Annotated in this window: 19 protein-coding genes; 7 read left to right on the top strand and 12 right to left on the bottom strand. The window is 58.0% G+C overall.

The window, feature by feature from the left end; all coding sequences use genetic code 11:
• Nucleotides 1-7: 7 nt before the first annotated feature.
• The 4 genes from ACQZ5Y_RS00540 to ACQZ5Y_RS00525 all read right to left on the bottom strand — a co-directional run bounded on the left by ACQZ5Y_RS00540 (nt 8) and on the right by ACQZ5Y_RS00525 (nt 5,888).
• A complete protein-coding gene (locus ACQZ5Y_RS00540; RefSeq protein ID WP_065661158.1) occupies nt 8-955 on the bottom strand; it encodes a SurA N-terminal domain-containing protein in 948 nt (315 codons plus the stop codon).
• 297 nt (nt 956-1,252) lie between these two features.
• Nucleotides 1,253-3,634, bottom strand: coding sequence for an LPS-assembly protein LptD (locus tag ACQZ5Y_RS00535; protein ID WP_003512398.1), 2,382 nt, complete (start codon nt 3,632-3,634; stop codon nt 1,253-1,255).
• Nucleotides 3,634-4,722, bottom strand: coding sequence for an LPS export ABC transporter permease LptG (lptG, locus tag ACQZ5Y_RS00530; protein ID WP_003512400.1), 1,089 nt, complete (start codon nt 4,720-4,722; stop codon nt 3,634-3,636). Before lptG ends, ACQZ5Y_RS00535 begins: the two co-directional genes overlap by 1 nt.
• Nucleotides 4,719-5,888 (bottom strand): LptF/LptG family permease, encoded by a 1,170-nt coding sequence (locus ACQZ5Y_RS00525; protein WP_174049318.1) that lies wholly within the window; start codon nt 5,886-5,888, stop codon nt 4,719-4,721. The genes lptG and ACQZ5Y_RS00525 overlap by 4 nt, the downstream gene beginning before the upstream one ends.
• A gap of 313 nt (nt 5,889-6,201) precedes the next feature.
• Here ACQZ5Y_RS00525 and ACQZ5Y_RS00520 point away from each other — a divergent pair, with 313 nt between their 5' ends.
• From ACQZ5Y_RS00520 to ACQZ5Y_RS00510, 3 genes are all read left to right on the top strand, one after another.
• Nucleotides 6,202-7,695 (top strand): leucyl aminopeptidase, encoded by a 1,494-nt coding sequence (locus ACQZ5Y_RS00520; RefSeq protein WP_041694360.1) that lies wholly within the window; start codon nt 6,202-6,204, stop codon nt 7,693-7,695.
• A 25-nt stretch (nt 7,696-7,720) separates the two neighbouring features.
• Complete coding sequence (locus tag ACQZ5Y_RS00515; protein WP_174049319.1) at nt 7,721-8,170, top strand: DNA polymerase III subunit chi; 450 nt, start codon at nt 7,721-7,723, stop codon at nt 8,168-8,170.
• 157 nt (nt 8,171-8,327) lie between these two features.
• Complete coding sequence (locus ACQZ5Y_RS00510) at nt 8,328-9,356, top strand: sensor domain-containing diguanylate cyclase (protein WP_174049370.1); 1,029 nt, start codon at nt 8,328-8,330, stop codon at nt 9,354-9,356.
• Between the two features lie 42 nt (nt 9,357-9,398).
• Here ACQZ5Y_RS00510 and ACQZ5Y_RS00505 read toward each other — a convergent pair whose 3' ends face one another.
• Nucleotides 9,399-10,325, bottom strand: a complete 927-nt coding sequence (locus ACQZ5Y_RS00505; protein WP_003512408.1) for a Gfo/Idh/MocA family protein — start codon at nt 10,323-10,325, stop codon at nt 9,399-9,401.
• A 745-nt stretch (nt 10,326-11,070) separates the two neighbouring features.
• Between ACQZ5Y_RS00505 and ACQZ5Y_RS00500 the strand changes: the two genes are divergently transcribed.
• Entirely contained in the window at nt 11,071-13,008 is a 1,938-nt protein-coding gene (locus ACQZ5Y_RS00500; protein ID WP_174049320.1) for an EAL domain-containing protein, read from the top strand.
• Between the two features lie 25 nt (nt 13,009-13,033).
• Here ACQZ5Y_RS00500 and ACQZ5Y_RS00495 read toward each other — a convergent pair whose 3' ends face one another.
• On the bottom strand, nt 13,034-14,917 hold the full coding sequence (locus ACQZ5Y_RS00495; protein WP_174049321.1) for an ABC-F family ATP-binding cassette domain-containing protein: 1,884 nt from the start codon (nt 14,915-14,917) through the stop codon (nt 13,034-13,036).
• 70 nt (nt 14,918-14,987) lie between these two features.
• On the bottom strand, nt 14,988-16,034 hold the full coding sequence (locus ACQZ5Y_RS00490) for a GGDEF domain-containing protein (protein ID WP_174049322.1): 1,047 nt from the start codon (nt 16,032-16,034) through the stop codon (nt 14,988-14,990).
• A 256-nt stretch (nt 16,035-16,290) separates the two neighbouring features.
• Here ACQZ5Y_RS00490 and ACQZ5Y_RS00485 point away from each other — a divergent pair, with 256 nt between their 5' ends.
• Together ACQZ5Y_RS00485 and ndk are read left to right on the top strand one after the other, a co-directional pair.
• On the top strand, nt 16,291-16,986 hold the full coding sequence (locus ACQZ5Y_RS00485; RefSeq protein WP_038490568.1) for a glutathione S-transferase family protein: 696 nt from the start codon (nt 16,291-16,293) through the stop codon (nt 16,984-16,986).
• 103 nt (nt 16,987-17,089) lie between these two features.
• Nucleotides 17,090-17,512, top strand: coding sequence for a nucleoside-diphosphate kinase (ndk, locus tag ACQZ5Y_RS00480; protein WP_003502118.1), 423 nt, complete (start codon nt 17,090-17,092; stop codon nt 17,510-17,512).
• Nucleotides 17,513-17,806: 294 nt separating this feature from the next.
• Here the strand turns inward: ndk and ACQZ5Y_RS00475 are convergent, their stop codons facing one another.
• Nucleotides 17,807-18,319: a hypothetical protein gene (locus tag ACQZ5Y_RS00475; RefSeq protein ID WP_013635853.1), complete on the bottom strand. Its 513-nt coding sequence runs from the start codon at nt 18,317-18,319 to the stop codon at nt 17,807-17,809.
• Nucleotides 18,316-18,867, bottom strand: a complete 552-nt coding sequence (locus ACQZ5Y_RS00470; RefSeq protein ID WP_013635854.1) for a CGNR zinc finger domain-containing protein — start codon at nt 18,865-18,867, stop codon at nt 18,316-18,318. Before ACQZ5Y_RS00470 ends, ACQZ5Y_RS00475 begins: the two co-directional genes overlap by 4 nt.
• A gap of 59 nt (nt 18,868-18,926) precedes the next feature.
• Between ACQZ5Y_RS00470 and ACQZ5Y_RS00465 the strand changes: the two genes are divergently transcribed.
• Nucleotides 18,927-19,823, top strand: coding sequence for a branched-chain amino acid ABC transporter permease (locus ACQZ5Y_RS00465; protein WP_174049323.1), 897 nt, complete (start codon nt 18,927-18,929; stop codon nt 19,821-19,823).
• A 60-nt stretch (nt 19,824-19,883) separates the two neighbouring features.
• Here ACQZ5Y_RS00465 and ACQZ5Y_RS00460 read toward each other — a convergent pair whose 3' ends face one another.
• Genes ACQZ5Y_RS00460 through pgsA form a run of 3 tightly spaced genes read right to left on the bottom strand, consistent with a single transcriptional unit; the run spans nt 19,884 to nt 21,185 of the window.
• Nucleotides 19,884-20,339 (bottom strand): molybdenum cofactor biosynthesis protein MoaE, encoded by a 456-nt coding sequence (locus tag ACQZ5Y_RS00460; RefSeq protein WP_013635855.1) that lies wholly within the window; start codon nt 20,337-20,339, stop codon nt 19,884-19,886.
• Nucleotides 20,340-20,343: 4 nt separating this feature from the next.
• On the bottom strand, nt 20,344-20,598 hold the full coding sequence (gene moaD, locus ACQZ5Y_RS00455) for a molybdopterin converting factor subunit 1 (protein ID WP_019565410.1): 255 nt from the start codon (nt 20,596-20,598) through the stop codon (nt 20,344-20,346).
• Complete coding sequence (gene pgsA / locus ACQZ5Y_RS00450; protein ID WP_003512433.1) at nt 20,598-21,185, bottom strand: CDP-diacylglycerol--glycerol-3-phosphate 3-phosphatidyltransferase; 588 nt, start codon at nt 21,183-21,185, stop codon at nt 20,598-20,600. The genes moaD and pgsA overlap by 1 nt, the downstream gene beginning before the upstream one ends.
• Nucleotides 21,186-21,239: the final 54 nt, after the last annotated feature.

The raw sequence follows: 21,239 nt of genomic DNA, 5'->3' as shown, positions 1-21,239 counted from the left end.
TCTCGTATCAGGTGTTGACGATCTGCGCCTTCTTGCGCAGCTCATCCATATATTTCTTCTCGTTCGGGTTTTCGCCACCCTTGGCCTTCATCAGGTCTTCGGACTTGAACACCATTTCCGCTGCGTAATCGTCGGAAACCTGACGCTGCTTGCAGATTGCCAGATATTCGACGCCCTTTTCGGTCACACGTGTTCCTGTGGTGCCGCCTTCCTTGGTCTTTTCCACGAGAGGCTTCCACTCTTCCGGCAGTTCGGGCGCCAGAATCCGTCCAAGATCCTTGATCGCCACGTCCCGCATGGTGGCCGCGAAAGTCATGGCCTGGTCGCAGCCCGGATAACGCTTGCGCGAGGCTTCAGCCTCGGCCTTACGCTTGCCAGTGATGGCATTGCGCTTCGATTCCGGAATGACGAAGATCACCTGTTGCAGGAAATATTCCGTCGTTACCGGCTTGTCGCCGCGTTCCCTCAGGCGGGTGACGAGGTCCTGGTTAGACATCTTGCCGCGCGCACCATAACGGGCGTTCACAAGGCGCGGCCAGCTCATCTGCACGGCGATGAAGGATTTGAAATGGTCCGCACCGACGCCGGCCTTGGCGAGGATCTGCGTCAGCTGTTGCGGGTTCATCTTGTTGTTGGCAGCAAAGCGCGCAAAAGCCGCATCGACCTCTTGGGTGCTGACGGACATTTTCACGCGACCGATTTCTTCGCGCTTCAGCGCCTCATCAACCAGCTGCTCGCGCGCTTTTTCGGCGAGATTGCCGGATTGACGCTGCAACTTCAGAAAGGCGACACGCTTGGCAATATCGTCGTTGGTGATGGGGGTCTTGTTGACGACGATCTTGACCGTGCTGTCGGCGAAGGCCTGGCTGGCAAAGGGCGCAACGGCCATGGGAACGGCGAATATCGCAAAGGCGAAAGCAGCGCCACGCAAAGCCGTCTTTCCGAAATTCATCATATCCTTCTCCCTTTCGTCGGGCGGGGGTCTGTTTCCCCGTCCCGCCAATCTGTTCTGTCTGCCAATGGGGAACATTCCTTACCCCGGCTTTTCAGATCTGCACCTGTGCATCCGCACCGCGAATTTGCCACGTATATATCATCGCGATCTGCAAGACGGCAATGTGTCGGTTTGTTGAAAGAAACCCGATGGTTCTATACCGGACGGACCCTGGCGCGTTGTTGCGGCAAAACCGTGACTTTTACTGGCTGGATGGCAAAAAGGCAGGCCACGATGCTGTATGGCCTGCCTTTAAACTCAGTAATTGTTCGGTTTCCAGCCGATATCCATATCGGCCCAGTCCTCGTTTGCGGAACCGATGCTGACATCGCCGAGCGTGCGGAATGCCAGACGGGCATTGATCGACCAGTCATTGGCGGCCTGCCGGCTGGAATTGATATTGCCCTCGTCGGAGTAGCTGACCGTCAAGATCGTGCATTCATCCTGATAGGCGATGCCAATACGGCGCTCGGCGGCAAATTTTCCGTTCAGATCGTAGTTGATCGAGCCGAACAGCGACCAGTTGTCGTCCATGCGCAGCGTACCGGACGCCTGAACGATATCGCGGTCTTCATTGTAGCCGTACTGCGGCTGCGCCTTGACCTGCGTATAGCTGAGCTTGCCGGTGAGGCGGCGGTCCGAATAGCTGACGCCTGTCTCGGAACGGTTGATCTCGAGATTGTCCTTGTCGAAGCGCAGGCTCGATGACAGCGATAGGCCGATTGGCGCATCGAAGGCTGCCATGGCGACGTAGTCCGAGCGGTCGGATTCGAGACCGGAATTCGCGCCGACATTTACGAGATCGTAGGATGCAAAAGAATTGTCGCCCGCCAGGTGGAAAGACTGACCGGCAATGGCGCGAATGCCGTAGCCATTGTCGAATGTGCCGTTATAGCGCAGACCGATGTTTGCGCGCGTGCCGCCCTCGATCCGGTCGAAACCGGAGAACTTGTCACGTTCGAACAGGTTGGTCGCGTCGAACACGAAAGCCTGCGAATCTTCGTTGGGGAAGCGGCCGGCATATTGTTCGTTCGGACGCACGAAAATCTGCGCAATCGGCTCGATCACGTGGTTGCTGTTAAGCGCCGTGAACAGCCAGGGGTAACGCACTTCCAGACCGCCGGTTACCATGCCTCGCAACGCCGCATCGTCCTGCATCATGCCCTGATAGGCATAGGACGTGCCACCCGATGTAAAGCTTGCCGCCGACATATCCGTCCATAGCGCATCGCCACGGGCGGCAAGGATCGGCGTGATCTGCAGGCCGCTATCCATCGTGAAGGTGCGCTTCCATTCGGCTTCGGTGGAAAGGCGCGTATAGTTTCCTTCAAGCCCGTTGAACCGCGAATAGCCTCCAAGCGCGTAGGCATCCTGTTTCTGGCGGGTGATGCTGGTCAGGTTGGTGGTCAGCGAAAGTTCGCCGCCATAGATCGGATCCGGTACGAAATAACGGTAGTCGACAACCGGATGAACGATGGCCTGCTTGCGTTCGTTGGATTCGTTGTTGTCCGTATCCTGAACGTTGAAATAATAGCCGCGGGCATCAAAGCTGTTCCGCTCGCCTGCGCCAGCCAAATAGATCTGATTGGTCTGGACGTCGTTCTTGTAACCCTTCAGCCCATACGTACGCGAAAAGTTGTTGTCGGTCTGCACCATGGCATCCCAACCGAACGCCCAGCGCGGATTGATGGAGAAGTTACCCTTGCTGGCAATCATGCCGCGATTGTCGTTGAGGGCATCACTGGTTCCGGCAGTAAATGTATCGGACTTCAGCTGGCTGATGCCGGCGACGGTCACGGTGTGCATGCCGGTTTCGAAACGCTGGCGCAGTTCCGCCTGCAGAAGCAGACCCTGCGTCGTGTAATAGGTCGGGGTAACGGTCACATCCGAGGTGTCGGACAGAACCTGGAAATAGGGCACGCCGATGCCGAAACCGAGGTTGTCGGTAATGCTCATCTGCGGAAACAGGAATCCGGACTTCCGCTTCACCGTATTGTCCGGAACCGTCAGGAACGGCACATAGGCGATCGAATGGCCGAAAAGCTGCAAGCGGGCTTTTTCCAGCCGGATCGTATGGGTCTTGCCGTCCTGAATGACACGTTCAGCCTTGACCTGCCACAGCGGCGCCTTTTCGGGCCGTTCGGCGCATGGCAAACAGGCAGTGTAGACGCCGTTATTGAGGACCATGCGGTCGCCTTCGAGCCGTTCGGCGCTTTCACCCGCGATGCGGGTATTGTCCGGAGTCTCGACGCGAAGCGCATTGACGAAGCCCTGACCGAAATCGTCAGTGACATCCATCTCGTCGGCATAGATCTTGTTGCCGCCGGGCTCGATCAGCTCGATGTTGCCGTGCGCAATCACGCGGCCCGTCTGCTGATTATATTCCACTTGCTGGGCCACCATACGGTAGCCCGAATAATGCATGCGAACCACACCCTTCGCGATGACCCGCTGGGAATCGCGATTATAGGTCAGTTCATTTGCCGTAAGCAGGAGTTTCGAATCGTCTTGGCTTCCGGGCGCAAGCAAACCACCCTGGCCGAAAGCGACCGGGCTGGATGCCAAATATGCGCACACAGCGGCACCTGTCAGAAGGGCCGTCCAAAGCCGCCTGATATTCCCGCGGTCATATACCGCCACTAGCCGTCCTCCTGATGAAGCAGAATGGTTGCCCCCAAAGCCAACGCCACGATGACTGGAACCCAGACCGCGACGGTGGGAGGGACAACGCCACCACTCCCGAATGCCCTTACGAGCACGGTTACTACATAAAGCACGAAGCCGGAAACGATTCCACCCAGAATCACGGAGCGCGACTGGGCGAAGCGGCTGAACTTTAATGAAACTGTCGCGGCGATCAAGGTCATCGCAACCAGAAGCAGGGGCGTCGATAGCAGGAAATGATACTGCGTCTCAAGCGCTTTCGAAGACAGTCCAAAAGACTTTGCAACTTCGATCTTGTGAGAAAGATCAAAGAAAGCAACGGTTTCCGTCTGCGTCATACGTTCCTGAACGAATTCCCGTCTCAGATTGGTACTGATCCGCGTGCTCTCTTGCCGAACTGGCACATGTCCCGCACGGGTTTCCGCGACGCCGTTAAGAAGCCAGTAACCATCTTCCAACTTTGCCGACTTCGCGTCCTGCCGGGAGACGATGTTGCCGGCCTTGTCGAGGTGGATCAGAACCACGTCGAGAAGCATGGTCCCGTTGTCTTCGAAGCTCTTGGCGCCGATGATCGTATCCTGGCCGCCGCTCGACTGGCGCATCCAGGGAATGATGTCCTGCTGGCGGCCGCCGCTGCCTTCGTTACGCCAGCCCGCTTCCATCGACAGCGACTGGTTTTGCCCCCAGGCGGCGATAGGGTTGAGGACGAGGACGGACAGGATGCCGAGAAACACCGCACCAAGGACAAAAGGAAGGATGAATTGCCAGGCGGAGACGCCTGCCGCACGCGTGACGACGAGCTCGTAACGCCGGTTGAGAGAGATCAGCGTCGTCATGCCGACGAAGAGCGCGATGAAGGGAATAGTCTGCTGCAGGATCAACGGCAGGCGAAGCGCGGTGAGGCCAAGTGCGCCTGGAACAGAATAGCCTGGCACGCTGGACATGCGCCGCGCCGTTTCGCTGAAATCGGCAAGATAGATAATTGCCGATACGCCGAGCAGGAACCAGATGGCCGTGATCAGATACCGTTTGAGGAAATACCGGGCGAGGGTGCTGAAAATCATGCGTTACCGTTCCCCGAGCTTCGCGCCAGCCGGCTGGAGAAAAGACGGCGCAGACGGCTGGCCGTATCCGCGATGATCTTCGGCATTCTCGGCTTGCGACCCGTGATGAGAATAAAGGCGGCGGCGGCGCCGCTGAGGCCCGGCACGGCATAGACCAGCGGAATGAAGGCCGCGCTCTGCTTGACCTGGTTGGTGACGTAAAAACCGAGCCAGCGCAGCATGAAGGCCGTCACCAGCGCAGCGACCATCGGATGCATCCGCGCTTCACGATGCGAGCGCGCATCAGCGGCTATGACCAGCGATATCAGTGCGAAGGCGAAGGCGAACATCCAGTCCGACAGGCGCTTGTGCAACTCACTGCGGAAGCTTTCGGGAGACCGCTTGTAACTCGCGTTGTTCTCGTCTGGCGAGAGAAGGAAACCGAGGCTCGCATCGCCCGGAGAAAGCGACGGTTCGGAAGTCTGCTTTTCCGACATGGTCGAAAGGTCGAAGGCATAGGACAGGAACTTGACGATGGAGACCTTGCCATCAGGTGTTTTCTGCTGGACTTCGCCGTCGCGCATCGTCAGCGACGTGCCGCTTTCATCGATCATGCCTTCCTTGGCGTAATAGATAAGATCGAAATTGGGATCGCGGCGATCGGCGACGAACAGGCCCTTGAGGATACGGCCCTGACGCTGGGCGATCTGCACATAGAGGCCGTCCTGAACAGCGCGGAAGGTCTTTTCCTCGATCACCGACGAGAGGAGGTCGGCATAGGCAGCCGCCACCATCTGCCTGGCCGAATTTCGGGCAGGCGGCTCGATGAAGTTGGTGATGGTGAAGGAAAGCGCACTTAGAACGGCAGCCAGAATGATAACCGGGCGAAACATCACAGAGCGCGACGATCCGGCCGCATCGATGATGGCAAGCTCGGAATCGTTGTTCATCGCCGTGAACGTCTGGGTGATGCCAATGACGAGGGCGAAAGGCAACACGACGGGAATCAGCGTCGGCAGGATCATCGTCGCCAGCGCCATGAAGGAGCCCATCGACTGGCCGGTATCGGTGACGAGGTTGATTCTCTGGAGAACCTGGATGGTCCAGATGATGGCCAGCACCGGCAGCAGCGCGACCAGAAACATCTGCGTTGTCCGTCGCAGGATATAGTTCTCGAGAAGCTTCATACTGCCCTTGTCGACATTGTTTTTCTGCGCGATCGCTCGCCGGATTTCCGCCTATCTAATCGCATCGTTTGCAATTGGCTATTCCGGCACGCTCACAAAAATGTTTTGCACGATGATTTTTCCACCGCCTGTGTCTTTTTGTGGAACAAGCTGTCGGTTTCATGACGCGATCGGCCATTCCACAAAAATGCCTTTCCTTTAGCGAATGTCGGCCTTTAAAGAATGTGAGCCTTTAAAAATGCAGGGTTGCGCCGGGGGCCGAAAAGGCCATGATCGGGCGCACACGCAAGTTATCCACGAAGAGCAGGAAAACATGTCCGCCAAATTCGATATTTCTTTCGCCAATTCCGCCTCGCTTGAAAATACCCTTGCCGTTGTGCTGCAAGCCTCGGGTGAGGCGCAGGCAGCTGCCGGCGCATCGGAAGCCGATCCGGGTGGCGTGCTTGAACGGGCGGCAAAGATTTCGGGCTTTTCCGCAAAGTCCATGACCACACTCGACGTGATTGCGCCGCAGGGTTCGGGCGCCGACCGGCTTCTCGTCATTGGCCTCGGCAAGCCGGCGAAACTTGTCGCCCATGACTGGTTGCGTGCCGGCGGCACCGCTGCCGCCAATTTCAGGAAGGCGGACAAGGTTGCCGTCTATCTAGATGCCCCGGGCGTCGATGTCGGTGCGCAGGCGGCTGCGGATTTTGCGCTTGGCCTGCTGCTGCGTGCCTATAGCTTCGATGCCTATAAGACCAAGAAGAAATCCGATGATGAGAAGTCGCCGAAGAAAGTAGAAATCGTCATCGTGACGGCAGTCCATCAGGAGGCGGAAAAGGCCTTTGCCGTGTCGGAGGCCGTCGCGGGCGGCGTTGTCCTGGCGCGTGATCTCGTCAACCTGCCGCCGAATGTTCTCGGTCCTGTCGAGTTCGCTGAAAAGGCGGAAGAGTTAAAGAAGCTCGGTGTCGAGGTCGAAATTCTCGGCGAGAAGGAGCTGAAGAAGCTTGGCATGAACGCGCTTCTCGGTGTGGCGCAGGGTTCGGCGCGTCCGCCCCGGCTTGCGGTCATGCAGTGGAACGGCGGCTCCAAGAAGGATGAGCCTATCGCCTTCGTCGGCAAGGGCGTCGTGTTCGATACCGGCGGTATCTCGCTGAAGCCCGGCCTTAACATGGAAGACATGAAGGGCGACATGGGTGGCGCTGCCGCCGTGACCGGCCTCATGCACACGCTCGCGGCCCGCAAGGCGAAAGCCAATGTGATCGGCGTTATCGGTCTGGTGGAGAACATGCCTGATGGTAACGCCCAGCGTCCCGGCGATATCGTCACCTCCATGTCCGGCCAGACCATTGAGATCATCAATACCGACGCCGAAGGCCGGCTGGTTCTCGCCGATGCGCTCTGGTACACCAAGGAGCGTTTCAACCCGAAATTCATGATCAACCTCGCCACCTTGACGGGAGCGATCACGGTTGCACTCGGCAATCTTCAGGCTGGCCTTTTCTCGAATGATGACGAGTTGGCTGAACGTCTTTCGCAGGCGGGCGATGTTACTGCGGAAAAGCTGTGGCGCATGCCGCTGGGCAAGGATTACGACAAGATTATTGATTCCAAATTCGCCGACATGAAGAACAGCTCCGGCCGTCTGGCGGGCTCTGTCACCGCCGCTCAGTTCCTCAAGCGTTTCGTGGGCGAAACACCCTGGGCGCATCTCGATATCGCCGGCACCGCCATGGGTTCGCCGATGACCGAGATCAACCAGTCCTGGGGATCCGGCTATGGTGTGCGGTTGCTGAACGAACTCGTTCGCGCCCATTACGAAGATTGATGCGACCGGAGCTGCAAGTCCGCAGATGACTGAAATCCTGTTCTACCATCTGACGGAATCGAAGCTGGAGGATGCATTGCCGCCCTTGCTCGAAAAATCGCTGGAACGCGGCTGGAAGGTCGCGATCCAGACGGTGGACGAGGAGCGCCGCGATTTCCTCGACACGCATCTGTGGACCTTTCGTGACGACAGTTTTCTGCCGCACGCAACGGATAGCTCCGCCGCGCCGCAAAACCAGCCGATTCTTTTGACGGCGTCGAATGCGAACGGTAACGAGGCGAGTGTGCGGTTTCTCGTCGACGGTGCCGAACCGCCGGCGGTGGAGGGCTATGAGCGGATAGTGTTCGTGTTCGACGGATATGATGCCTACCAGCTGGAAATGGCGCGGAACCACTGGAAAAGGCTGAAGACCGAAGGTCATGCGCTGACCTATTGGCAGCAGTCGCCGGAAGGCCGCTGGCAGAAGAAAGCCTGATCACAGTTTCCCACACAAAAAGACTGGCAAAAATTCGCATGTGGCGCAGCCTGCCGGTTTTCGCATTATGAGCCGAATCAGACATAGCTGTCTGATCCGGCCGACAGGTGACGGACGGTGGCGGCTGCCACAGACGAAACAGCAGAAGGACATCATCATGGGACAGGCGATTTCACAGCTCGATGGGGAAATAGAGCGTCTGGTCGCGGTGCGGTCAATCATGTCCGTCAAGAACGCCGAGATGCCGGAACTGGAAGTGCTGTCTCGATTGGGGCAGGGCGTCTTTGACGTCCCGCGTGCGGCCGTCCATATCGTCGACGAGGACTGGCTCCATATTGCCGAACAGGCGGGAATGCAACTTTCGGAATGCCCGCGCGATCTGTCGATATGCAACCGAGTAATTGCCAGGCAGGATGTCGTGGTGATTTCCGATCTGACCCAGCATCCGGATTTCCGCTTCATGTCCTATGTGAAGGGCGGTCCCGGATTGCGTTCCTATGCTGGCGCGCCGATCGAGCTGGAACCGGGTCTTGTGGTCGGCGCCTTTTGCCTTGTCGATACGGTGCCGAGAAAATTCTCTCAAAGCGAAATTGACAATCTGAAGCACTTTGCACTGCTGGCGGCCGCACTCCTGCGTTTACAGAAGGCCAATTTCACAATGAGTCTGGCGGAGCGTGAATTGCGGGATGCGGTGATGACTGATCCGTTGACCGGCTTTTACAATCGCAAGGCGCTGGAGGCGATTGTCGATGGCCAGCTTGGCGCGGCTCTGCGTGAGAACGAGGCCTTCGGCGTGCTCTATCTCGATCTGGACGGTTTCAAGGCGATTAATGACACGTTCGGCCACCCGGCGGGTGACAGGGTGCTGACCGCTGCCGCCGACCGCATTCGCAATTCGATCCGCAGCGAAGACACGGTGGTGCGCATGGGGGGCGACGAATTCGCCATTTTCATTCCCCGTCCCAGCAGGTCTGAGGTGATGAACGGACTGGCAGACAGGCTTCTGGCAGCCTTCCGTGAACCCTTTGATGTTGACGGGCAGGCGGTCGGTGCGCGTCTCAGCATTGGCGGCGCCATCGCCCCTCAGGCCGGTGCTGACCGCGCCACGCTTTTGCGCAGCGTTGACGAGGCACTGTATCAGGCAAAAAAGTCAGGGCGCGACCGTTTCGTCAGCCGCGCCCTTTGATGCACCTGTCTTCCGGAAGGCTTCCAAAAGCCTTTCGGCTCCTCAGTCGTAGAAGGAATCCACGAATTTGTGGCGGCCGAGCAGGAAGGCATCGGCCACATGAGTCAATGGCGCAAGATCGACATCAGAGCGTCCGGCCTTGATGATTTCCGCAAAACGCTCGTAGAGCGCCGGATATTCCCGCTCAGGTTCCGACACCGCCTGCTCGCCATTGATGGAGAGCTTCGCGCCGCCTTCCGAAAGCACCATCTGCCCGGCCGCCGTTTCGGCAACGATATCCCAGCTCTGCTTGCCGGTCTGTCGCCAGTCGAACTCGGCGCGCACGGGCATTTTCGTAACGTCGGAAAAATGCAGCTCGGCAGCGATGGGCGCGTCGCGGTTTTCCGGGAACTCAAGCGTTGCCTTGGTCAGGAACAGCGCGCGGGGCAGGATGTGGGTGATGATCGACAGCGCGTTGATGCCGGGATCGAACACACCGAGACCGCCCGCCTGCCAGATCCATGCCTGGTTGGGGTGCCAGTGGCGCACATCCTCTTTCCAGATGACATGCACGCTGTCGATTTTTGTCGAGGCGAGGAACGCCTTTGCAGCTTCAACGCCCGGCGCATAACGCGAGTGCCAGCTTGCAAATAGCGAAAGACCCTTCGAATCCGCAAGGCGAACGAGATCCTGAACTTCCGAAAGCGTTGCGCCCGGCGGCTTTTCGAGGAAAACGTGCTTGCCGGCATTCAGCGCCGCGTATGCAGCCTCGTAACGGTACTGCGGCGGCATGCAGAGCGATACGGCCTCGATATCCTCGACGGCCTCCAGCATGGTCTCGATGGTGCCGTAAGAAGCGACGCCATCCACGGTACCGTGGCGGCTGGCCGTGCAGATCAATTCAAAATCCGGATTGCCTGCGATGGCGGGAAGGTGCTGGTCGCGAACGATTTTGCCGACGCCGACGATGGCAAGCTTGGTGGCTGACATGAAGTGGGACCCATTTGTATGATGCGTGGGATAAAGTGTGACTTTACGAGTTTTTTAACAGAAACGATCAAAGGAGCAAGGCGATCGTCCTTGCAGGTCCCGTCTTTTTTCCGTGCGTAACGGCATGGCAAAAATCGGTATGCATATTTTATGTTGCCTAATATTTGAAATGTGAAAATATTGTTTCAAATTTAAAAGTATTGATTTTTATAACTTAATGCCTTTAAAATTCGAACTCGAAGTTAAGTTCCGAAATATTAATGCATAGTATATATGTAGACCAATTTCAATTTAAGTATTAAATGTATTATAATCAGAATTGAAAATACATCGTTATATGGATTTTCAGGATTTCAACGAAGGCAATTGTCAACTAAATACATAAAGCGTAATTATCGCATCTTATCTACACTAAGTTCTTTAGTGTCGACGTAAAATACGTTAGTTAGACTGTCTCGATGGTTTTTTCGTTCGGTTGTTGGTTGGCGCTTCGCTTCGTTTCTTGATTTTCCTGCTCGGCATTGTGCGACGCCGGCGGTGAGGAGGTACTCGAACTCGTGTCTTGTCAGTCGCTTGCTGTTGGCACCTGTCCGGCGATTTCGCCGGGGGCAGCCCGCGGTGGAGCGACAGGTCGTGTGGAGCGATTGGCTATATGTACTGATTTTCCTGCGTAAACGCGGGATTTGTGAAGGTCAAACGCCGGAACCACGGCAAAAGAATAGTAATGACCGGGGGACATGCAGAGATGATGGAATTGATCGCCGCCCAGGCGGCTGCGTCAGCCGCCGAGTTGCCGTTCCTGCTGCTCCAGGCTGCGGCCCTTGTCGGCATGGTGTCGGTGCTGATCCTTCTGCAGCGAAACATCGCTCTCGATGACGCTCGTTATAAAATCTATTACGGCATCATCTTCGGGGTTACCGGTTTCTTGCTGACGCTACTGGTATCCGAGTTCATCAAGCTGCCTTCCAAGCCCTATATCCGCTCTGACCTGCTGTTCCTGGCTGGCGTGTTGGGGTCCTGGCAAGGCGGCTTGATAAGCCTGGCGCTCGTCTCCGCAGGGCGATTTTTGTTTGGTGGTCCGGCACTCTTTGGGGCCGCTTTTCTGGATATGAGCATTATCTCGGCTTTCGGGATGGCAATGTATGGCTGGATGCGCCGGCGCAGTCTCACTGAACTCGGCGTCCGCGAGGTCTTCGGCGTATTCGCGGTCAGGATTTTCGCGGCGTTGTTCGCTGTTTGCGTGACCTACAGTCTCAGCATGATAAACCAGGACGTTTTTCTCAGTAACGTCGGACGGCGCATCTTCGGCTCGTTGGTCGGGTTGCCGATGATCGCCTGTCTGTTTCTGTTGCTGCGCAGCGAGGCGCGGGCGCGTGAAGAGGCAAGGAAACGCGATGCTGCGGCGCGGACGGATTCGTTGACGGGCCTGCCCAACAGGCGCGCCCTCAAAGACCATATCGAAGTCGTGATGCGGCAGGAGCCGGCCGTTCCGCACGCTCTCCTTCTCATAGAAATCGTCAATATGGCCGATGTCGCCGCCTGCCAGGGCGAGGATTGGGGCGATCTTTTCTGGCCGAGGCTGGCACAGGAAATCTGTAACGATGACAACGGCCTGCTGTCGAGTTCCAATGCACCGCGCAGCTTCATGTTCGGCGATACCACGCTTGCAGTCGTCATGTCGGGGATTTCGCTCGAGAAGTCGGAAAGCACAAGGCTGATAATGCGTCTCCACGACGGGTTAAGTACATTTTCACGGTCTGCGGATCCAGAACCGGTGCCGCATCTGAAAATCGGTGCCGCTAATCTGGATAAGCTTTCCCGGCAGAACGTGGCTTCCTTCCTCCGGCAGCTTAGTCTTGCGCTGCGAGGAAGCGAAAATCCGGTGCAGATATTCCCCTTCTCCTTTGCCGATAAGGCCACGCGGGACGAGGGGGTGCGCCAGATGCTGGTCAACTGGATCAGATCCGGCAAGCCGCCGATATTTTATCAGCCGAAATTCGAAATGCACAATCGCCGCATGATTGGCGCGGAGGCTCTTTTACGGGCCGTGGATGCGTGCGGACAGCCGCTTTCGCCCTATTATGTGCTGGAGATTGCCGAGCGTCACCGGCTGCTGGTGGAGTTTGAATGGTCGACGATCGAAGCCGTCGTCCGCGACCTCATCGACCTGCGGGGTCTCGACCCGGACTTTCATCTGGCGGTGAACATTTCAGCAACGTCTTTTGCCACTGCGGGCTTCGGAGAGCGGGTTGTGGCCTTTTTGAACGAGATGGGGGTCCCGGCGCACCGTCTGTCGATCGAAGTGACGGAGATGAGCAGGATACCGGCCATCGACATCGTGCAGCAGAATTTCGACAGGCTGAGCGAAGCGGGCGTGCGGCTGGCGCTCGATGATTTTGGCACCGGTTATGCGGCACTCACCCTGCTTGCGCGGTTCCCCTTCGAGGAGGTCAAGATCGATCACTGGATGACGTCCCGGCTTGAACAATCGCGGTTCCGGGAGGCCATCGCGCTCGCCTTCGAAAGCGCCGAACGTTACGGCGCCACGCTGGTGACGGAAGGTATAGAAACGGAAGAGCAGAGCAGGCTGCTCATGCAGATGGGAATCCGTTTCGGTCAGGGCTATCTTTATTCGCCGGCCGTGCCGCTGGAGCGGCTACAGCCTCGCAGGGAGTGCGCTTAGATTTTCGCACCAGCATCATGACGCATCACTGCGTCATTGCATCCTCATATTCGCTCGAAAGCATCAGCCACTGCTCCTCGGCGTCTGAAAGCTTGCTCGCGGCTTCGCCACGCTCTTTGACTTTCTGCGCGGCCTTGGCAGGTGCCTTTTCGTACAAAGCAGGGTCCGCCAGTTCGTTGTCGAGCGCCTGAATCATTTTCTCAAGCTTCGCCGTCAAAGATTCGATTTCATTGATCTTTTTCTTCAGCGGCGCAAGCTGGGCGCGTTTTTCGGCGTTGGCCTTGCGCTGGTCGGCTTTCGATGTCTGGTCGGCGGCGGCTTCTGTCTTTTCTTCCTTCTTTTTTCCGGAAGAGACGACGAGGTCGCGATATTCCTCCATGTCGCCTTCAAAGGTCTTCACCGTGCCGTCGGCCACCAGCCACAGGCGGTCGACAGTGGCCTCGATGAGATGCCGGTCGTGCGAGATGAGGATGACGGCGCCGTTATAATCGTTCAGCGCTTCGATCAGCGCCCGACGACTGTCGATGTCGAGATGGTTGGTCGGTTCGTCGAGGATGAGCAGATTTGGCGCATGGAAGGCCGCAAGTCCCATCAGCAGCCGGGCCTTTTCACCGCCGGAAAGGTCTTTCGCCGCCGTCGCCATCTTCTCCGTCGCAAGGCCCATCTGTGCCACCCGTGCCCGCACCTGCGCTTCAGATGCCAGCGGCATCAGCTTGCGCACATGTTCGACCGGTGTCTGGTCCGGCACGAGATCGTCTAGCTGATGCTGCGCAAAGAAGCCGATCTTCAGGCCGGGGGCGATGCGAAGATCGCCCGCCTGCGGCGCAAGCCTGCCGGAGATGAATTTCGCAAACGTTGACTTGCCGTTGCCGTTGGAACCGAGCAGCGCGATGCGGTCGTCATTATCGATGCGAAGATTGAGCTGCTTCAGAATGGATTTGCCCGGCTCGTAACCCACCGCACCGCCATTGATGGCGACGATGGGTGAGGCGGGCTGCTTTTCCGGCTCCGGGAACGTGATCGGCTGGACGTGGTCCTCGATCACGGCGGCGACGGTGCCCATGCGCTCCAGCGCCTTGATACGGCTCTGCGCCTGGCGCGCTTTGGTGGCCTTGGCGCGAAAACGGTCGATGAAGCTTTGCAGATGTTTGCGCGCGGCGTCGTTTTTCACCTTCGCCTTCATCTGCAATTCGTCTGCTTCGGCTTTCTGGCGCTCGAACTGGTCATATCCGCCGCGATAGAAGGTCAGTTTCTTCTGGTCCAGATGCACGATGGAATTGACGGCATTGTTCAGCAGATCGCGGTCGTGGCTGATGATGATGACGGTATGCGGATAACGCCGGATATAGTCTTCCAGCCAGAGCGTGCCTTCGAGGTCGAGATAGTTGGTCGGCTCGTCGAGCAGCAGGAGGTCGGGTTCGGCAAACAGCACGGACGCGAGCGCCACGCGCATACGCCAGCCGCCGGAGAACGAAGAGGCGGGGCGAAGCTGCGCCTCGTGATCGAAGCCAAGACCGGCAAGAATGCTGGACGCACGGGCTTCCGCCGAATGCGCGTCGATATCGACCAACCGCACCTGAATTTCTGCGATCCGGTGCGGGTCTGTTGCGGTTTCCGCCTCGGCCAGCAGCGCGCTGCGCTCCTTGTCGGCGGAAAGCACGATGGAAATCAGCGATTCTTCCGTTCCCGGCGCTTCCTGCGCAACCTGGCCGATGCGCGCCAGTTTCGGGATCGTTACCGAACCGCTTTCCGCTGAAAAGTCACCGGTGATGACCCGGAAAAGAGTGGATTTGCCGGCGCCGTTGCGGCCAACGAGGCCCACCTTCACGCCAGCCGGAAGCGTCACGCTGGCGTGGTCGAGAAGCAGGCGCCCGGCGATGCGGGCGGAGAGATCGGTAATCGTAATCATGGCGCCGTTTTGGCCGAACTGCGTGGCCAAGGCAAGAGCGCGCGCGCCACACCAGATCAGATATGCAGCTTCAACAGCCGAGCTGCGCCAGATAGCTGCTGCGGCTGCGTTGAGCCACGTCCCGGGAGTAGCCTATGACGCAATTGCGCGTGCCGCAGCGTGCGGACAGTAGGGCGAGCTCGGCATGGCTGAAAAATTCCGCTGATGTCGCGGTGCAGTCCACTGCCGCAACGCCGATCGAGACGGTCAGATGCTCGCCGTCGCCCTCACTGGTGACGAAACGTAGCGCCTCGACGTTCTGCCGCAACCGCTCTGCAATTGCTTCAGCTGTATTTTGCGAGACGTCGGCGAACAGAAAAGCGAACTCGTTTCCGCCGATGCGGGCAACGAAATCGTCCTTCTTGATCGTCTTGCGGAAAAGCGCTGCTAGCCGGCGCAGCGCCTTGTTGCCGGCGGTGGGGCCGTATTTGCCGTTGATTTCGCGGAAATGGTCGATGTTGAGCAGCACAAGCGATGTGGCTGATGCCCCCTGATCGCCCGAAAACAGGTCGCCGAGCTTCTCGAGGAAAGCCGCCCGGTTGGGAAGCGCCGTCAAGGCATCACGCAGGGAACTCGCCTGAAGATCTGTCCGGCTTTTCTCAACCTCGCGGATTTTCATCAGCCCCATGGAAACGAAATGCCGGAGACTCGTTTGTTCCTCGTGAATATCGCCCATCAATTGCGCAAGCCGCTCCGTTGCAGGCAGCTCGGAGTGATCTTGCCCGGAAAGACTGGCAATAAATGTTTCGGTGCGTTGCAGGCCGGCTTCCAGTCGCGCGGAAATCTGCTTCAGCGTTTCAAAAGCCGTCGCTGCCATCTGCTCGGCCTCGATCTTCGAAAAACCCGGCAGATTGTGTCTCTGGCCGACAATATCGATTTCATGCTGTTGCGGCGCGTTGCCAAGGGCGAGAATATCACGTCCCATCGCCGGGTTATGCCCCGACAATATTTCGTAGATCAGTTCGTAGTTTCGCGGCAGCGGTGCAATATTCATCTTGTCGATGAACTGAGCAATTTTTGTAAAGACGAGACCGTTCCTTGCCTTCTCGCGTTTTTTATCGCCCGTCGTTGACGTCACTGACAGCCCCAATACCAATAAATTATGAATGCACCGGTGATAACCGATTGTTGAACACGATTATTCTTACAAGCAACGGTTTAAAATAGGCTAAACCTGACGAGGTTTTCATTGCGGTGAGACCCCAATTCTCGTGGAGGGGACGGTTGCGCGCCGGATGCGGTTTTTGATCAGTAGTATGACAAATCCTGATTTGATTTCAGGCGGCGGTCGTTTTTATATCGCATCATCGATGTAGCAGAAGAGGGTGCAGCCTATGACGACCTCCAGAACCTTATATTCACTTTGCGGAAGCGATAGCGCACGGCCGTTTTCTCCCCATTGCTGGAAAACCGTGCTTTCGCTGGCGCATAAGGGGCTGGATTTCGAGGAGCGTCCCTTGCCCTTCACGGTCATCCCGACGGTGGAGGACGGTTTTTCGAGGACCGTGCCGATCCTTCGTGATGGCGACCAGCTGGTGAGCGACAGTTTCGAGATCGCCCTTTATCTGGATGAGGCCTATCCGGAGCGGCCGTCGCTGTTTAACGGGGAAGGCGGCAAGGCGATGGCGCGTTTCGTTGAAAGCTGGTCGCAGACGGTGCTGCACCCGGCCATCACCCGCATTGCCGTGCTCGATATCCACAATATGCTTGACGAGCCTGACCGCCTTTATTTCCGCGACAGCAGGACGAAGGCGCTCGGCCGGACACTCGAGGATGTGGTGGCGAACCGTGAGGCGGAAATCGCGGCCTTCCCAGCGCTCCTGGCGCCGATCCGCCGCATGCTGGGCTTCCAGCCTTTCATCGGCGGCTCATCGCCGCTGTTTGCGGATTACATTGTTTTCGGTGCGCTGCAATGGGCAAGGATTACCACCGGAGCGGATCTGTTTTCCGAAAACGACCCCGTCCGTGACTGGTTCGAAGGCTGCCTTGACCTCCACGACGCCAGAGGCCGCAGTGTGACAGCGGCGTGAAATGTCTGCAGCCATCGTCGCAATGTGGTTGATCCCCCTTGTTTTCGGGCCTTTGGGCGGGTAAAGACCGCCCACTTTCTCTATAGGAAAAGGAAACGGACACATGGCGATTGAACGCACATTTTCGATGATCAAGCCGGACGCAACCAAGCGTAACCTGACTGGCGCGATCACCAAGGTATTTGAAGACAACGGTCTGCGCATCGTCGCCTCCAAGCGCGTCTGGATGAGCAAGCGCGAAGCCGAAGGCTTCTACGCCGTTCACAAAGAGCGTCCCTTCTTCGGCGAACTCGTTGAAGGCATGACCTCCGGCCCGACCATCGTTCAGGTTCTGGAAGGCGAAAACGCTATCCTCAAGAACCGCGAAATCATGGGCGCAACCAACCCGGCCCAGGCTGCTGAAGGCACCATCCGCAAGAGCTTCGCGCTTTCCATCGGCGAAAACTCCGTTCACGGTTCGGACGCTCCTGAAACCGCCGCACAGGAAATCGCCTACTGGTTCGCCGAAACCGAAATCGTTGGCTGATTCAAAATATCAACGGCTTGAATCGCCCTCTCAGGCGATGGCATGAAGCCGCTGAAAAGACTCGATGAAACGGAGCCGAAAGGCTCCGTTTTTTTGTATTATTTGCAGGTAGATTGTTTCCTGTGCCGAGCATCCGCCCCCCCTCATTCCTGTGCTTGTCACAGGAATCCAGCCGACGCGCGTCCGCGCGGCGAAATAGTCTGTCCAGCCCAAGGACGTGGGCTGGCTAGATTCCTGTGACAAGCACAGGAATGAGGGGAGGTTCAATTTTCGCTTCGTCTCCTCCGACGATCGTCACGACGCCGGACACCCCTCGACAGGCCGCATATCCGTCGTGCCGTCCGCTTTGAACACGTCCGGATTGGGTGTGTAGAGCGGCCCTACCGTCAGCGGTTTGGCGGGAAGGAGCGACTGGTCGGTGTCGGAGCGGATGGTGGTCTCTATCGTCTGCAATACATCGCCTTCCGGCCCTTTGATGCGGATCGTGACCTTGTAGGGGCGGTCCTGTTTGACGCATTCGACCGGCGGACTTTGAACGGCGATCTTTTCATCTGCCGGGAAAATCTTCTCCCTGGTCGTCAGCTCGGTGCCGCCGCGGGGATTTTCGAAGGTCGCTTCCAGTGTGCTGCCGTCGCGGATGGGGGCGATGCGCTGCAAGGTCACGAGGTAGGTGGCAATCGCCACACGGTAGTTAAAGACGAACATGCGGCCGGAAACCTTCGCGACATCGCGCGGCTCGTCCCGCTGACAACCGGAAAGACCGAGCACCATAGTGATCGCCAGCAACGGAATGGTTATTCCTTTCATGCCTGCGCTTCCTTCTTGCGGTGATAATGCCGGCTGGCTTTCTGCCGGTTGCCGCACACCGTCATGTCGCACCAGATGCGGCTTCTGTTCTTGCTGCGGTCGATGAAAAGCCAACCGCAATTGCCGCAAATCCGCAGCCGTTTCCGCGTCTCCGCCGCAAGCAGCGACAGAGCTGAATGGGCGGTCGCATTGGCAAGGCTCTCTCGCAGGGGAAACAACCGTAGTGCCGTGCCGCATGCGAAGAGAAGCCCGGCCAGCCGACCGTCGTCATCGTCGCCACTCGTCATCGAAGAGCGGAAATAATCGTCGATCGCCTCGCGAAGATCGAGAAATACCTGCCTCATGTCCGCTTCGGGCGCGATGAGTGCGGGAAACCTGTCGCGCTCCGCTCCGAGTCGGGTCGACGCCTCGGCAAAGGTGGCGATCTGCTCAGGCACAGCAAAACGGTCGACCGATTTTGCCGCGTCCGCGCGCAGGATGACGCTATTGGCGACATCGAGGGCCAATGCGCCGCCTGCGAAACGATGTTCTGTCCAGCGAAATGTCATGGCGACATTATAACTATCAAAATGGATTTTAACAGTTATAATGCGATGGGGAGGACGGATTGGCTTATTTCCTGCAACAATTGCTGAATGCCGTACCGGTAGCCTCGCTTTATGCGGTTCTGGCGTTCGGCTATGCCATCGCCTTTTCGGTCACGAAACGGGCCGATGTCACCTATGGCGCGATCTTCGCTTTCGCCGGTCAGACCTGTCTGCTGTTTGCCGATTTTGGCTGGAACCGGCTGTGGCTGATCTTGCCTGCAACACTCGCGCTTGGGGCAGGGGCCGGTCTTTTCGGCGGTCTGTGGGCGGCGGCTTTCATCGGCAGGGCGGTGATGCGGCCCCTGGCGAAAGCCTCCCCCAATGCGGTGACGGTCGCCTCCATTGGCGTGCTGATCGCGCTCACCGAAAGTGCCAGACTTGCCGCCGGCACGCGGCAATTATGGCTGCCACCGCTTTTGTCGGAACCGGTGCGATTCTGGGCCGATGGAAGCTTCGCCGTCACTCTGACGTCGATGCAGATGATGAACACGGCTGTCTTCTGCCTGCTCATTCTCGCAGGCACTTTCTACCTCCAGCGTTCCGGCTTTGGCAGACGCTGGAAGGCGGTGTCGGACGATGCTTTCGCCGCGTCACTGTGCGGGGTAAATGCAGGCAGGGTGTTCCTGCTGTCCTACTGTGCAGCGGGTCTGCTTGCCGCCATCGCCGGCGTCCTCGCCACGTTTTATTACGGCACCATGGATTTCGGTGCCGGTCTGGTGTTCGGCCTGAAAGTCGTGCTGATTTCGGCAGCGGGCGGTTATGCAAGCCCGCTCGTCTGCGCGCTCGGGGCTGCTGCCGTCGGGTTCGCGGAAACGCTATGGGTCGGTTACGGCCCGGTTATCTGGCGTGATGCGGCGGTTCTGGCACTTCTGGTGGGCTGGCTGATCGTCATGCGTAGCAGGGTGGAAGCGCCCTAGAGCATTTCCAGGAGGGGTGGCGTCCGGTTTTCGTCCGGAAGTGCGGGAAAACACAAAGCGTTACCGCCATTTGTCCTTGGCCGTGTCGTCGGTCGTCTTTGCGGCAACCCAGTCGCCCTTCGTGCCATCCTTGCCGTGTTCCTTTTTCCAGAATGGGGCGGACGTCTTGAGGTAGTCCATCACGAAATTTGCGCCGTCGAAGGCGGCCTGCCGGTGCCGGGAAGCGGCAATGACGAGGACGATATTCTCGCCGGTGGCGATCTTGCCATGGCGATGAATGGCGGTGAGGCCGAGGAGGTCGAAGCGTTCGATGGCGAGTTGCGCGATGCGGGTCATTTCCGCTTCGGCCATGCCGGGATAATGCTCGAGTTCCAGCGCCGCGAGCGTGCCTCCATCATCGCGACAAAGCCCGGTGAAGGCCACCACCGCGCCAATGCTCTTGTCGCCTTCCGTCAGCCTGCGGGTTTCTTCCGCAGCGTCGAAATCCTGTGCCTGCACGCGGACCGTCGGCTGCATCCGGTTATCCCCCCGTCATGGGCGGGAAAATGCCGATCTCGCGCGCACCGGCAATGCTCTCGTCATGTTCAACATGTTCCTGATTCACCGCAACGCGGATCACATCCGGAAATTCGAAGGCGGCTTCGTAGTTTTCACCAAGGGTTGAGAGATAGGCGATCAGCTCACCGGCCGTGGTAACGGAGGAGGGGATATCCAGCTCCTCTTCCGCCGTGCCGATCTTTTCGCGAACCCAGGCGAAATAAACGATCCGCGCCATCATTCTTCGTCCACGATGTGCTTGAGACCAGCCTTGAAGTAGTCGTAGCCGGTGTACATGGTCAGCGCTGCTGCAAGCCAGAGAAGCGTAATTCCCATCTCGGTCGTGTAGGGCAGAACCTTGTCGCCCGCGGGACCTGCGAGAAGAAAGGCGATGGCCACCATCTGGATGGTGGTCTTCCACTTCGCGATGCGGGTGACGGGAACGCTGACCTTCAGCGCCGCGAGATATTCACGCAGGCCCGAGACCAGAATTTCGCGGCAGAGAATGGTGATGGCGGCCCAGAGCGACCAGCCGGCAATGGTGCCGTCGGCTGCCATCAAGAGCAGCACCGAGGCGACCAGCAGCTTGTCGGCGATCGGGTCCAGCATGCGGCCGATATTGGAGGTCTGATTCCAGATACGCGCCAAATAACCATCCAGAAAATCGGTCAGCGAGGCGACGATGAACAGCCAGAGGGCCGTCCAGCGCGCAAAATCCGAGCTTTCCAGCTTTCCTTCGATGTAAAAACACAAAACGATGACGGGAACCGCCAGAATGCGGGCATAGGTGAGAAGGTTGGGAATGCTGTATGCGCGCGAAGCCATGGGAAACCTGTCAGTCTGGATAAGCTGCCTTGATGCCGCCCCTGACGCATAGGG

The sequence above is a fragment of the Agrobacterium sp. A3-95 genome, from assembly GCF_053521785.1.
The sequence above is the reverse complement of the archived record's forward strand: the minus strand, read 5'-3'. Positions and strand labels throughout refer to the sequence as shown.